Below are 12,707 nucleotides of genomic sequence, written 5' to 3' on the forward strand. Positions count from 1 at the left end.
ACGAATTTCCAGTGGATTGTTAAAAAACTGCTCAATACTTTGGCTGAAAAACCACCAAACTTTTCTCCCCAGGGTATTGCAATTTGCACAAAAAACGTGTAAAATATACTGGGCGGAAAGTTCGGAATTTGTTCCTTACTCCGCTTTTTTTGTTACTTTTGTTTCCTTTGGATTTTTCCTGTCTTCCGGGCCTTTTTTCGGGTTGCGAAATCAGGCTGTCTGGGGTACAATACCAGTAATAAGGTATTTCATATTAATAAGGGGGATTTCTATGTCTACCGCCAAAGAAAATTTTGAACTGGCGCAGCAGCGCTATGCCGCTGCCTTCGAGCGCCATCTGAATAACGGCGTGGAATTCATCAGCCGCGACGTCTACATTGATCCGGAAGTGGAGATCGCGCCGGGGGCCACCATTCTGCCCGGCTGCATTCTGCGAGGCAAGACCGTCATCGGTGCGGGCTGTGTCATCGGCCCCAACACCCTGCTGGAAGATACGGTGGTAGAGGAAGGTTCTTCTATCAACGCCAGCCAGTGCTATCAGAGCCACATCGGCCCCAACAACAAAATCGGTCCCTTCACCCATCTGCGCACCGGCACCAAAACTGCCGAGGGCTGCCACCTGGGCGCCTATGTGGAGACCAAGAACGCTGACTTTGCCGAGGGCAACACCGTCAGCCACCTGACCTACATCGGGGATGCCACCGTGGGTAAGTACTGCAACTTCGGCTGCGGCACGGTCACCTGCAACTACGACGGAGAGGGGAAATTCCACACCACCATCGGGGATTACGTCTTCATTGGCTGCAACACCAATCTGGTCGCACCGGTCACGGTGGGCGATCACGCTTTCACCGCCGCCGGTTCCACCATTGGTAAGGATGTGCCCGCCGGGGCGCTGGGCATCGAGCGGGCCAAACAGGCTAACGTTGACGGCTGGGGCGAACACAAGCTGGAAAAATATATTGCCAAAAAGCAGAAGCTGGAGGCTGACAAGCGAAAGGGCTGATGTTCCATGACATCCATCTGGCTGACCCTTCTGGGCTGGAAGGAAGCATTGTGCACCTTTGATGCCCCGCAATACGGCACGGCGCTGCACCTGCTGCAAAAGGAGGGCATTGCCTGCCGTACCCGTACCGTGAATTTCAGCAGTGCCTCCCGCCGTACCGGCACGATGTACGCGGTGGGAGAACGGACCGACCGCAGTATTGAATATCAGATCTTTGTAAAAAAGGCCGATTGGGACAAGGCCCAACTGGCGCTGCAGGGACGGCTGCACAGCCTGTAAGGCAGAAAGGATTTTCCATGAGGTTTCTCGGAAATCTTGTGTGGTTTCTGCTGGGCGGATGGCTCAGTGCCCTGTGCTGGGCAGCCGCAGGACTGCTGTGGTGCATCACAGTCATTGGGATTCCCGTAGGACTGCAATGCTTTAAATTTGCCTCTCTGAGTTTGTTTCCCTTTGGAAAAGAAGTTCTGTACGGCGGCGGTGCTCCGTCGCTGCTGCTGAATATCGTCTGGCTGCTGGTGACCGGTCTGCCCATGGCTGTCGGTCACGCCCTGTGGGGCTGCCTTTTGTGTCTTACCATCATCGGGATCCCGTTCGGCCTGCAGTATTTCAAAATTGCTCGACTGGCACTTCTGCCCTTTGGCAGTCGGATCGTCGGTTGAGGGCCGTCACAAGTAGATCAACAAGGAGCGTTTTATTCGTTTATGTCTTTTTTCAGTTCTCTCTCGGGCGCCGACTGGCTGATTGCCGGTCTGGGAAACCCCGAACCGAAATACGACGGCACCCGTCACAACGCCGGATTTGAGGCGCTGGACTATCTGGCCGAGCAGTGGCAGTGCCCCCTGAACAAAAGCAAATGGCAGGGGCTGTACGGTACCACACAGGTGGGCGAACATAAAGTGGTACTCCTCAAGCCGCTTACCTACATGAACCTCAGCGGGCAGAGCATCGCCCCCACCGCCAACTTCTATAAAATCCCGGCCAACCACATCATTGTACTCTGCGATGACATCACCCAGCAGCCGGGACACCTCCGCATCCGCCCCCACGGGTCGGCCGGCGGGCATAACGGGCTGAAAAGTATTATTGCCAGCCTGGGCACCGAGGAATTCAGCCGCATCCGCATCGGCATCGGTGCCAAGCCCAATCCGCAGTACGATCTGGCGGTCTGGGTGCTGGGCAAGCTCCCGCCGGAAGACCGCAAGGCGATGACTGATCGCTACCCTGACATTGAACAAGCCTGCAGGCTGCTGATGGACGACAACTTGCAGTACGCCCAAAACAAATTCAATCGATAAAGGAGATAGACCCATGAGCTCTCTTCGCAAAAAAGCACTGGTTCGTTTGCTGCTGTGCGCTGTTGTATTCATCGCCACCATCGTGTTCTGTTTTCTGCTGCTGACCGGCACTTTTGACGGCGGTGCAGAGCCCGCTTCCACGCCGGAGAGCTCCTCCGTTGCCGAAGGTGAGTCCCCTGCCGGGGATTCCGCCGCCACCGACAGTGTTCCCGCCGAGGGCGAGGATTCCTCCAGCGAGGCGGTCGAGCCTACGCCGGAGCCCACTCCGGAGCCGACGCCGGTAAACTTTGACGGCTTGTCCGAGCAGCCGACCACCGTATACGCCGAGGGCGAACAGCCGGCCTTTACCGTGACCCCGGATTCCAACATGAATCTGCGTGCCGGCCCCGGCACGGACTTCGACAAGGTGGCTCAGATCCCGGCCGGTACCGCTGTCACCGCCCTGGGCACCAACGCCGATGAGACCTGGGTCGTGGTCCAGTATGAAGGTCAGTACGGCTGGCTTGCCAAGGAATATCTGAACGCCGCCTGATTTTTCCCCGACTTTTACAACTGAATAGGAGGAAGGCTCCGATGAAAAAGCGAATTGCATCCCTGCTGTTATCCGCTGCCATGCTGGCTGTCTGTGCCGGCTGTCAATCCACGTCCGCCTCCATCCCGACGGATTCTTCGCCGGTATCCCAACCGGATACCACGCCGACCGCCTCCCCTGCCCCGGCTGCCCGGCCTACCAGTCTGCTGGGCGATCTGCCTGTGCTGTATGATACCTCGCTGGTCCCCGCCGTGCCTGAGTTTACCGTGGCCGAGGATTTTTCCAACGTCATCAACGCCGATCTGCTGGAATACTGGAATGACGAAGCCAGGGCCAAGCTGCTGGAGAACGGTTTTCTGGTCGTCAGCAGTCCCATCGATGAGTTCTACCCCCGCTACGAGTCCAACCGTTATCTCTATACTCCCAATTTTGTGACGGTGGACGCCTCACTGCACACCTATCATCTGTACTTCCTCTATCTGCAGCGTCAGGTGGAAGAGCAGCATTTGCTGCCCCTTTTGCAGGAGCTGACTTCCGCCATGCTGGCGCAGAGCCGGGCCCAGGCGGAAACTCTGGCCGGCACCGACTGGGAGAATGCGGCGCAGCGCAACGTAGCCTACTTCAGCGTGGCGACCGCGCTGCTGGACCCGGAAGCGGACCAGTCTGCCTTCCCGCAGGAGGCCATCCAGGAACTGGCGCTCATCAATGACGCCGCAGGGATCGCGCCCTCCCCGGTGATGAACCGGGGCGAGGAAAACGGCAGCCCGCAGGAGGATTACAGTCAGTACATTCCCCGCAGCTACTATACCGAGAGCGAGGAACTGACCCGCTATTTCAAGACCATGATGTGGTACGGGCGGATGGCCTTCCTGCAATCCGACGCCGACAAGACCCGCAGCGCCGTGCTTGTGAATCTGGCTCTGCGGGAAAGCGGTGCCATGGACAACTGGCAGCGCATCTATGACGTGACCTGTTTCTTCGCCGGTGCCAGCGACGACGCCAATGCGCAGGATTATCTGCCGTTGATCGACGCTGCTTTCGGCGCCGACGCGGACCTTTCTGCCTTGGCGAGTGACGGAGCCGCCTTTGAAACCTTCACCGAATCGCTCCGGACACAGCAGCCCGCCTCCATCAACTCCATGCCGATCTATGAATGGGATGACCGGGACGAAAGCACCGCCGGGTATCGCTTCATGGGACAGCGTTATACACTGGACGCCGACATTCTGCAGAATCTGGTCTACCGCGATGTGGAGGAAAGTTCCGATGGCCGTCAGCGTCTGCTTCCCGACGCTTTGGACGTGCCCGCCGCGCTGGGTTCCGATACCGCGCTGGATCTTCTGCATGAGCAGGGCGATACCGATTATCCCAATTACGACAGCCAGATGGAGGACATCCGCACCCGGATGGCTGCGGCAGAGGATTCTGTCTGGAATGCCAGCCTCTATGCCGCCTGGCTGAACACTTTGCGTCCTCTTACCGAAGCCCGGGGCGAAGGCTGGCCGCAGTATATGCAGACCAACGTCTGGCGCGCCAAATCACTGACCAGTTTTCTGGGCAGCTGGACCGAACTCAAACACGATACCGCTCTCTACAGCAAGCAGGTCTATGCCGAAATGGGCGGTGGCGGTGGCATCGAGGAAGCCGATGACCGCGGCTGGGTGGAGACTGAGCCGGTAGTATTTGGCCGGCTGGCGGCGCTTTCCCAGGCAACCGCGGACGGGTTGGAATCGCTGGGGCTGCTGGACGATGCCTCCCGGGACAACCTGAATAAACTCTATGAACTGAATTACCAGCTGATGGTCATTGCCGAAAAAGAGCTGCGCAACGAACTGCCCAGTGACGAAGAGTTTGAACTGATCCGCAGTTTTGGCGGACAGCTGGAACATTTCTGGCTGGAGACGGTGGCCACCGTCGACCAGAGCTTTGTAACCCCGCAGGAGCATCCTGCCGCACTGGTGGCCGACATTGCCACCGACCCCAATGGATCTGTGCTGCAGACCGCCACCGACGTGGGCACGATCTATGTGATCGTCAGTGTGGACGGCTCGCCGCGCATCGCCGTAGGAACCGTTTACACCTTCTACCAGTTCACCCAGCCGCTGGACCAGCGCATGACCGATCAGGACTGGTGGGTAGCCACCGGCAGAGCCCCCGACGAGGAGGGAAACTTCCACTGGGAGGACCGTCCCGCCCCCGCCGCCTGGACTGACAGCTTTTCGGTGTCCGATACCTATCGGGGCGCCTGATGAAGAAAAGAATCGGCTGGTTTCTCTATGCGCTGCTGCTGGCAGGGGTCTGTCTGCCTTTGCTCTGGGCGCGTGGCATGTTCCTCCCCCGCGGCGCTCCCCATGAAGAAGAAGTGTCCTTTGCGGAGGGAACATTCCTCACACTGACGTTGACCGGCAGCCGCTTTACCGCAGCGGCCGGAGAAAAAACACTGTGGCAGAGTGCCCCCGGTCTGCATGTACAGGATTACCTTGCCATGGATATTGACCGGGATGGCAGCACCGAGCTGTTGCTTCTGGTATGGCGGCGTGGCAATTACGGATCCAGCCGCCCCTTCTGGGTCAAACGCAACGATACCCGCTGGAGTCAGCACATTTTTATCTACGATTACGACTCTCCATCGGGCACCTTCGTGCCGCAGTGGATGTCCAGCCAACTGCGGCCGGAGGTAGCCCGATGGTCGGTTTACTCTTCCGATGAACTGTTTATTCTGACGCCGGACGGCGACGAGACCCTATGGCAATGGGGTCAATGGGGTCTTGTGCGCACCGACATGGGATGACTTGCCATGATACTGTTTACTTCCTGCTTTACCAAAACCAAGGAATACGAAAAACTGGCGCATGCGCTCTCCGAACCAGGGGCATGCGCCTTATTTGGGCTGCCCGGTTCCGGCCGGGCGCTGGTCTATGCCGCACTGTGCCGCACGCTGGAACGTCCCCTCTGCATCGTGACGCCCGGGGAAGCCGAGGCCACCCGCTTTGCCGGGGACCTCAACACGCTGGGAATTCCGGCAGCGGTCTTCCCTGCCCGGGATTACGTGCTGCGCCCCATCGAGGGCACCGCCCGGGAATACGAATATCGCCGCCTGGGCGTTCTGGGCGATCTGGTGGGCGGACGGTTGCAGGCGGTCTGCGTCTCGGAGGAGGCCCTGACCCAGTACACCACCCCCAAAGCCGATTTTTGTGCCAACACACGCACCCTGCGCCCCGGTGATTCCCTGCCCCGCACCGAGCTGACCTCTCTTCTGCATGGGGCCGGCTATACCCGCCGTACCCAGGTGGATGGTCCCGGTCAGTTTTCCATCCGGGGTGACATCGTGGACCTCTATGCGCCCGATATGAAACTGCCGGTCCGCATGGAATTCTGGGGCGACGAGATCGACACCATGCACACCTTTGATCTGACCACCCAGCGGCGCGAAGATCCGGTGGAAAAGATCTATGTCAGCCCGGCCCGGGAGGTGCTTTTCGGTGCCCCGGCCGACGCTGCCGCACTGCTGCGTGCTTTCCTGAAAAAACAGCGGGGCCAAAAACGCACAGCGCTGGAAGTCTGCATGGCGCCCGAACTGGCCCAGCTGGATGGTGGCGCGGTGCCGGTGAATCTGGACAAATACCTGGCCGTCCGCTATCCCGAGCCCGCCACGCTGCTGGACTATTTTGACGATCCGCTGTTGATTCTGGAGGAGCCTGCTTCCCTGCGGGAAGCCCAGCGGGCCACTGCCTACCGCCGCGGCGAGGAAATTACCACTCTGCTCAACGACGGAGTGCTGGCTGCCGGACTTGAAAAGCTCTATGCCGACGCCGCCTGGCTCTGGACACAGCCGGCCCGCTGCCGCACCATCTGTGCCGAAAACTTTGCCCGCAGCATGCCGGACATCGCCCTGAAAGAGATCGTCAACGCCCCGGCGCATTCGCTGCCCGCCTGGGCCGGTGAAGTTGCCCATCTGCTGGAAGATCTGCAGCCGCTGTGCGACGGCGGGGCATCCGTGACCGTACTGGCCGGCACGCCCCGTGCCGCCGCAGGCCTGGCTGCCGACCTGCGGGTCAAGGGACTCAACGTCACCACCGACGAAACCGCTGCGCCCTCCGCCGGACTGGTGCAGGTGCTGCCGGGGCAGCTCTCTGCCGGATGCAGCCTCCCCTTTGCTAAATACGCAGTATTCACGGCGCGTGCTTTCGGTGTGAGCACCGCCCAGAAAAAGAAAAAGCGCAACAAAGATGCGCTGAACAGCTTAAGTGAGATCTCGCCCGGTGACCTGGTCGTCCACCAGAACCACGGTATCGGCCGCTATGCCGGCATCCAGCGGATGGCGGTACAGGGGGTCACCAAGGATTACCTGCGCATCGAATACGACAAGAAGGACGTTCTGTATGTGCCGGTCACCCAGCTGGACCTGCTGTCCCGCTACACGGCACCGGGTGACAAAGACAATGTAAAGCTGAGCCGTTTGGGCGGCAGCGACTGGGCCAAGACCCGCAAAAAGGTCCGTGCCGCCACCGAGGCCATGGCCAAGGAGCTGATCGAGCTCTATGCCCGCCGCAAACAGGCCAAAGGATACGCCTTCCCTGCCGACGATACCTGGCAGGGGGATTTTGAGCAGCGTTTTGCCTACGAGGAGACCCCCGACCAGCTCACCTGCGCCGCCGATATCAAGCACGATATGGAACAGCCCTGGCCTATGGACCGGCTGCTCTGCGGCGACGTGGGGGTGGGCAAAACCGAAGTAGCCCTGCGCGCTGCCTTCAAATGCGTGATGGGCGGCAAGCAATGTGCCATTCTGGCTCCCACCACCATCCTGGCCTGGCAGCACTTCAACACGGCCATTGCCCGGATGGAGGCCTACCCCATCCGCATCGGCCTGCTCTCCCGCTACCGCAGCAGCAAGGAGCAGAAAGAAACCCTGCGCGGTCTCAAGGACGGCACCGTGGACATCGTCGTCGGCACCCACCGGTTGCTCTCGGATGACGTGAAATTCCGGGACCTGGGCCTTGTCATCATCGACGAGGAGCAGCGTTTCGGCGTCAAGCACAAGGAAAAGCTCAAGGAGGCTTTCATCGGGGTGGATATGCTGACCCTGTCGGCTACCCCCATCCCCCGCACGCTGAATATGGCGTTGTCCGGGATCCGGGATATGAGCACCATTGAACAGCCGCCCTTTGAGCGTCAGCCCGTGGAGACCTATGTGTTGGAATACGACGAGGGCATCGTGTCGGAGGCCATCCGCAAGGAACTGGCCCGCGGCGGACAGGTCTATTATCTGCACAACCGGGTGGACACCATCAACGAGTGTGCCGCCCGCATCGGCAAGATGGTCCCGGGGGCCCGTGTGGGCATCGCCCACGGCAAGATGACCGAGGAACAGATCTCCTCGGTATGGCAGCAGCTGCTGGACAACGAGATCGATGTGCTGGTCTGCACCACCCTCATCGAGACCGGCGTCGATGTACGCAACTGCAATACCCTGATCATCGAAAATGCGGACCGCATGGGCCTTTCCCAGCTGTATCAGCTGCGAGGCCGCGTGGGACGTTCCTCCCGCAAGGCCTACGCCTATTTCACCTTCACCCGGGACAAGGTACTCACCGAGGTGGCCGCCAAACGGCTTTCGGCCATCCGGGAATTCACCGCTTTCGGTTCCGGCTTCCGCATCGCCATGCGTGATCTGCAGATCCGCGGCGCCGGCAGCCTGCTGGGGCATAGCCAGCACGGCCATATGGAGGCGGTAGGCTACGACCTGTATGTGAAGATGCTGGGGCAGGCCATCGCCACCGCCCGCGGCGAGACACCGCCGCCCGACAAGAGCGATTGTCTGGTGGATATCTCCATCGATGCTTACCTGCCCGAAGACTATATCCCCGATCCCGCCGGGCGGATCGAAGCCTACAAACGCATTGCGGCCATCGAAACCACCGCCGACGCCGAGGACGTGCTGGACGAACTCATCGACCGGTACGGCTCGCCGCCCAAGAGCGTGCAGGGACTCGTGGATGTATCCCTGGTACGTGTGACGGCCGCCCGTGTGGGGATTGTGGAGATCGTGCAGCGAAACGATCTGCTCATCCTGTATTCCGACGTGGTCGGCCCGCAGCAGCTGGCCGCCGTGATGGAGCAGTATCCCCACCGGGTACTCTACAACGCGCTGGGGCGTCCCTATTTCAGCCTGCGCGTCCAGAAGGGCGAGAACCCGCTGGTGCTGCTGCGGGATGTGGTCACTCTGCTGCCCGGCGCTACGCCCACCGCTTCCTGACCCTTGCATACAAAAATCCCGGTCCCATAGGGACCGGGATTTTTCATTGTTCCGTTTCCGGGGTTCCTGCAGCAGCCGTTGTTGTGCGGATGACGTACTGGGGGCTTTTGTTCATCGTCATATACATGCGGCCCACATACTCACCCACCAGGCCCAGCATCATCATCAGGATGCCGTCCAGCAGCAGTACGATGGCCACAATGCTGGACCAGCCGGCATCGATGGCATCCAACAGTATGATCTTGCGCACCACCACGATCACCGCAAACAGAAAGCCCACCAGCGAGAACACCATGCCCATCACCGTGGCCACCCGCAGCGGCTTGACCGAGAAGGCCGTGAAGCCGTTGAGCCAGAGGCGCAGCAGCTTGGCAAAGGTGTAGCCGCTCTCCCCCTCCGTGCGGTCCTGGTGGTCGATGGGGATGTTCTTGAACCGACAGGTGGAGCGCACTGCCAGACCATCCACATAGGGGAAAGGATTGTCGCATTTGACCATCTCATCGATGATGAAACGTCGCGCCGCATAGTAACTGGCCATATACAGGTCCTTGGGCTTGCCCATGAGCCAGGTGGCCATCCAGTCGTTGACCTTGCTGCCGAAGTTGCGGAAGGCGCTGTGGTGTTTGGAGGGATAGCTGGCATAGACCACGTCGGTGTCCTCATCCATGGCGTCGATCAGGCGGAACATCTCGGCGGGAGGCGTCTGACCGTCGTCATCCAAGCTCACCACAATGTCCCCGTGTACATGGCGGTAGCCCGCCATCAGCGCCGAGGCCTGCCCGAAGTTGCGGGACATACAGATGCCGAAAATCTGAGGGTCCTCCTGCTTTAGGCGGCAGATCTCCCGCCAGGTATCATCGGCGGGATTGTCGTTGACCAGTATGATCTCGTATTGATAGCGGCCATCCGCCCGGACGGTTTCCCGGATCTGCCGGGTGACCGCCGCCAGCGTGGCCGCACTGTGATAACAGGGAATGACAAAACTGAGCAGTTGCATGAAACGCTGTGATTCCTTCCTCTTATTTTTCCATCCAGGTGCAGATGCGTGCCGGATCCTCCGAGGCGAAGATGTAATGCCCAAACCGGGTGGAGGAGTCCGTCACAATGTGGTCCATGGGGTCAATGGGACTCTCCTCCAGCATGGTAATGCCCGGCGCCGCACGCAGCGCTTCCCGCAGTTCCAGATCCTGTGGCCCGAATACAAACCGCACACCGCAGGCCGCATGATGCGCTCCCCGGGTCAGATCCGGAGCCTGCCCCAGGGCGATCTGCACAACCATCCGCACAAAGTCCCATCCGGTAGTCAGCGGCACCAGATGGCTGCCGATACAGTCGCCGCCCATCCGGCCGCCGATCTCGATGAGACGGATATTGCCGCTTTCGTCGATTTTCAGCTCACTGTGGGAGGCTCCGTTTTGGATCTCCAGCGTGTCCAGCGCATGGAACACCGTTTTGCGCACCTTTTCCCGCATGGCATCGCTCAACGGAGCCGGTTCCATATGGCCGGTCTCGATGTACATCGGCGCCCCCGTGGTATATTTCAGGGTGATCTGCAGAAGATGGTGCTCCCCCTGCCAGGAGATGCATTCCACACTGTATTCCTGCCCGGTGGCGAATTCTTCCACCAGGGCCATCTTCTCGAAGCTCTGCTCCCGTGCACGGACGATTGCCGCCTGCAGCCCCGCCGGACGGTTCACCTCGGTGATGCCGCGGCTGCCCGAGCGGTCGGTGGGTTTGACGATCAGCGGATACTGCATCCCCTCCAGTACCGAAAGTTCGGTTTTGGGGCCGATGAGCACCGACCGCGGCGACGGATCCCCCGCCGCCGCAAAGGCTTCCCGCATCTTGTGCTTGTTGGTGGATTTTTCGCAGCAGCGCATGCTGTTGCCGGGCAGGCCCATCGCTTCCGCCACGTAGTTGACGGTGATGGCCGCCAGGTCGCTGGCGATGGTACAGATGCCGTCGATGCCGATCTCCCGGCATTTGTCCAGGATGGCATCCTTCTCCACAATGCTGATGGGGTAAAAATGGTCGGCCATCTTCTCCCCCACGTCGTCTGCCGCCCAGGCGAAGACATGCGTCTCGCAGCCCAGTTCCTTTGCTTTTTCAATCAGCGGAGCCTGCAGATAGGACGCGCCGATAATCGCCAGTTTTTTCATTTGCTTTTTCCTCAAACACCGTCAGCCGAAAGCTGCCTTTTTACCGTGTATTATAGCACAGACCGTCTGAAATGGGAAGAACTGTTTATCTTGTGTTTTGTCTTTCGCCACTGTATAATTGTAAGGATTATGAATTGGAGGATTCTGTATGCAAACATTGCACAATGCACTGCGCAGCACACTGCGGTATCTGCGGGTCTGCGCCAAATGGCTGGTGCTGGCCGCTCTGGTTGGATGCCTGACCGGCCCCCTGGGGGCGGCTTTCGGGCTAGCCCTGAGCTGGGCCAACGCTACCCGCGATGTACAGGGCTGGCTGCTTTATCTGCTGCCCGTGGGCGGTCTGGTCATCGTTTTTCTCTACCGGCATTTTGACCCGCAGGGAGGCGGCTCCACCAACCAGGTCTTTGCCGCCGTGCGGGAACGCAAAGTCCTGACCCTGCGCACTGCACCGCTGATCTTTTTCTCCACCGTGACCACCCATCTGCTGGGCGGTTCCAGCGGCCGGGAAGGCGCAGCGCTGCTGCTGGGCGGCTCCGTCTCCGGCCAGTTCGGACGCCTGCTGCGCCTGAACCGCCACGATTGCCGCCTGATGACCATGTGCGGTATGGCCGGTGCCTTCTCCGCCATCTTCGGCACCCCGCTGGCCGCCACCGTCTTCACCATCGAGGTCGTCAACGTAGGTTCCATGCAGTATGCGGCGCTGCTGCCCTGCCTGGTCTCGGCACTGCTGGGCGTCTGGATCAGCGGTCAGCTGGGTGTCGCCCCCACCGCCTTCACCCTGGGAGCCACCGCTGAACTCAATCCCATCACCCTTGCACAGGTTCTGGTGCTGGGTATACTGCTGGCCGGCCTGAGCATAGTATTCTGCGAGTTGCTGCACATCACCCCCAAGCTGTACACGAAATTTTTGCCCAACCCCTATCTGCGGGTGGCCGTGGGCGGCCTTCTGATCATCGCCCTGACCAAGCTGCTGGGCACCACCGATTACAACGGCGCCGGCAGTGCGGTCATCGCCGCTGCCATGGTCGGCCAGGCACTTCCCTGGGCCTTTGCACTCAAGATGCTGTTTACCGCTCTGACTCTGGGCGCCGGCTACAAGGGCGGCGAGATCGTCCCCATCTTCTTCACCGGTGCCACCTTCGGCTGCGCCGTGGCTCCGCTGCTGGGGCTGCCCGCGCCGCTGGGCGCCGCACTGGGCATGGTGGCGCTCTTCTGCGGATGTACCAACAGCCCCCTGGCCTCCATCTGCCTGGGCCTGGAAGTCTTCGGCGGACAGTGCCTGCCGCTCTTCGCGCTGGTGTGCGCCGTTTCCTACATGCTGTCCAGCTATTTCAGTCTCTACCATGAACAGCATTTCCTGCACTCCAAACTGCGCATCGGCAGTGTGCGGTTCCAGGAAGGCCACTGGGCCGAGACCGATCCAGAAGAGGAAAATTGAGTTGTACCCGGACGGCGA

At 60.2% G+C, this 12,707-nt stretch carries 11 protein-coding genes; 9 read left to right on the forward strand and 2 right to left on the reverse strand.

Translation table 11 applies throughout. The annotated features are described in order from the left end of the window. Window positions 1–271 precede the first annotated feature (271 nt). From NQ490_RS01975 to mfd, 8 genes are read left to right on the forward strand one after another with little or no spacing between them, the layout of a single operon-like run. Window positions 272–1,006: a UDP-N-acetylglucosamine diphosphorylase gene (locus tag NQ490_RS01975; protein ID WP_007047146.1), complete on the forward strand. Its 735-nt coding sequence runs from the start codon at window positions 272–274 to the stop codon at window positions 1,004–1,006. A gap of 6 nt (window positions 1,007–1,012) precedes the next feature. Further along, window positions 1,013–1,285: a hypothetical protein gene (locus tag NQ490_RS01980; RefSeq protein ID WP_007047147.1), complete on the forward strand. Its 273-nt coding sequence runs from the start codon at window positions 1,013–1,015 to the stop codon at window positions 1,283–1,285. Window positions 1,286–1,302: 17 nt separating this feature from the next. After that, window positions 1,303–1,665, forward strand: a complete 363-nt coding sequence (locus NQ490_RS01985) for a YccF domain-containing protein (RefSeq protein ID WP_007047148.1) — start codon at window positions 1,303–1,305, stop codon at window positions 1,663–1,665. Between the two features lie 42 nt (window positions 1,666–1,707). Further along, complete coding sequence (gene pth / locus NQ490_RS01990; protein WP_007047149.1) at window positions 1,708–2,301, forward strand: aminoacyl-tRNA hydrolase; 594 nt, start codon at window positions 1,708–1,710, stop codon at window positions 2,299–2,301. 13 nt (window positions 2,302–2,314) lie between these two features. Continuing rightward, window positions 2,315–2,833 (forward strand): SH3 domain-containing protein, encoded by a 519-nt coding sequence (locus NQ490_RS01995; RefSeq protein ID WP_007047150.1) that lies wholly within the window; start codon window positions 2,315–2,317, stop codon window positions 2,831–2,833. Between the two features lie 41 nt (window positions 2,834–2,874). After that, the gene (locus NQ490_RS02000) at window positions 2,875–5,082 is read left to right on the forward strand and encodes a DUF3160 domain-containing protein (RefSeq protein ID WP_007047151.1); all 2,208 of its coding nucleotides are present in this window, start codon (window positions 2,875–2,877) and stop codon (window positions 5,080–5,082) included. After that, window positions 5,082–5,624, forward strand: a complete 543-nt coding sequence (locus tag NQ490_RS02005) for a hypothetical protein (protein ID WP_007047152.1) — start codon at window positions 5,082–5,084, stop codon at window positions 5,622–5,624. The genes NQ490_RS02000 and NQ490_RS02005 overlap by 1 nt, the downstream gene beginning before the upstream one ends. 6 nt (window positions 5,625–5,630) lie before the next feature. Continuing rightward, window positions 5,631–9,092, forward strand: coding sequence for a transcription-repair coupling factor (gene mfd, locus NQ490_RS02010; RefSeq protein WP_007047153.1), 3,462 nt, complete (start codon window positions 5,631–5,633; stop codon window positions 9,090–9,092). Between the two features lie 43 nt (window positions 9,093–9,135). Here the strand turns inward: mfd and NQ490_RS02015 are convergent, their stop codons facing one another. Next, window positions 9,136–10,089, reverse strand: a complete 954-nt coding sequence (locus tag NQ490_RS02015; RefSeq protein WP_007047154.1) for a glycosyltransferase family 2 protein — start codon at window positions 10,087–10,089, stop codon at window positions 9,136–9,138. A 22-nt stretch (window positions 10,090–10,111) separates the two neighbouring features. Then, window positions 10,112–11,251, reverse strand: coding sequence for an ATP-grasp domain-containing protein (locus NQ490_RS02020; protein ID WP_007047155.1), 1,140 nt, complete (start codon window positions 11,249–11,251; stop codon window positions 10,112–10,114). Window positions 11,252–11,399: 148 nt separating this feature from the next. On the opposite strand from NQ490_RS02020, the gene NQ490_RS02025 reads away from it, so the two are divergent. Continuing rightward, on the forward strand, window positions 11,400–12,689 hold the full coding sequence (locus tag NQ490_RS02025) for a chloride channel protein (protein WP_007047157.1): 1,290 nt from the start codon (window positions 11,400–11,402) through the stop codon (window positions 12,687–12,689). The last annotated feature ends 18 nt before the right edge of the window (window positions 12,690–12,707 follow it).

The sequence above is a fragment of the Subdoligranulum variabile genome, assembly GCF_025152575.1.
GTDB classification, from domain to species: domain Bacteria; phylum Bacillota; class Clostridia; order Oscillospirales; family Ruminococcaceae; genus Gemmiger; species Gemmiger variabilis.

Bases quoted from the DNA above. Each gene is read 5' to 3' on its own strand.
- NQ490_RS01975 (WP_007047146.1), top strand. From the start codon at position 272: ATGTCTACCGCCAAAGAAAATTTTGAACTGGCGCAGCAGCGCTATGCC.
- NQ490_RS01980 (WP_007047147.1), top strand. From the start codon at position 1,013: ATGACATCCATCTGGCTGACCCTTCTGGGCTGGAAGGAAGCATTGTGC.
- NQ490_RS01985 (WP_007047148.1), top strand. From the start codon at position 1,303: ATGAGGTTTCTCGGAAATCTTGTGTGGTTTCTGCTGGGCGGATGGCTC.
- pth (WP_007047149.1), top strand. From the start codon at position 1,708: ATGTCTTTTTTCAGTTCTCTCTCGGGCGCCGACTGGCTGATTGCCGGT.
- NQ490_RS01995 (WP_007047150.1), top strand. From the start codon at position 2,315: ATGAGCTCTCTTCGCAAAAAAGCACTGGTTCGTTTGCTGCTGTGCGCT.
- NQ490_RS02000 (WP_007047151.1), top strand. From the start codon at position 2,875: ATGAAAAAGCGAATTGCATCCCTGCTGTTATCCGCTGCCATGCTGGCT.
- NQ490_RS02005 (WP_007047152.1), top strand. From the start codon at position 5,082: ATGAAGAAAAGAATCGGCTGGTTTCTCTATGCGCTGCTGCTGGCAGGG.
- mfd (WP_007047153.1), top strand. From the start codon at position 5,631: ATGATACTGTTTACTTCCTGCTTTACCAAAACCAAGGAATACGAAAAA.
- NQ490_RS02015 (WP_007047154.1), bottom strand. From the start codon at position 10,089: ATGCAACTGCTCAGTTTTGTCATTCCCTGTTATCACAGTGCGGCCACG.
- NQ490_RS02020 (WP_007047155.1), bottom strand. From the start codon at position 11,251: ATGAAAAAACTGGCGATTATCGGCGCGTCCTATCTGCAGGCTCCGCTG.
- NQ490_RS02025 (WP_007047157.1), top strand. From the start codon at position 11,400: ATGCAAACATTGCACAATGCACTGCGCAGCACACTGCGGTATCTGCGG.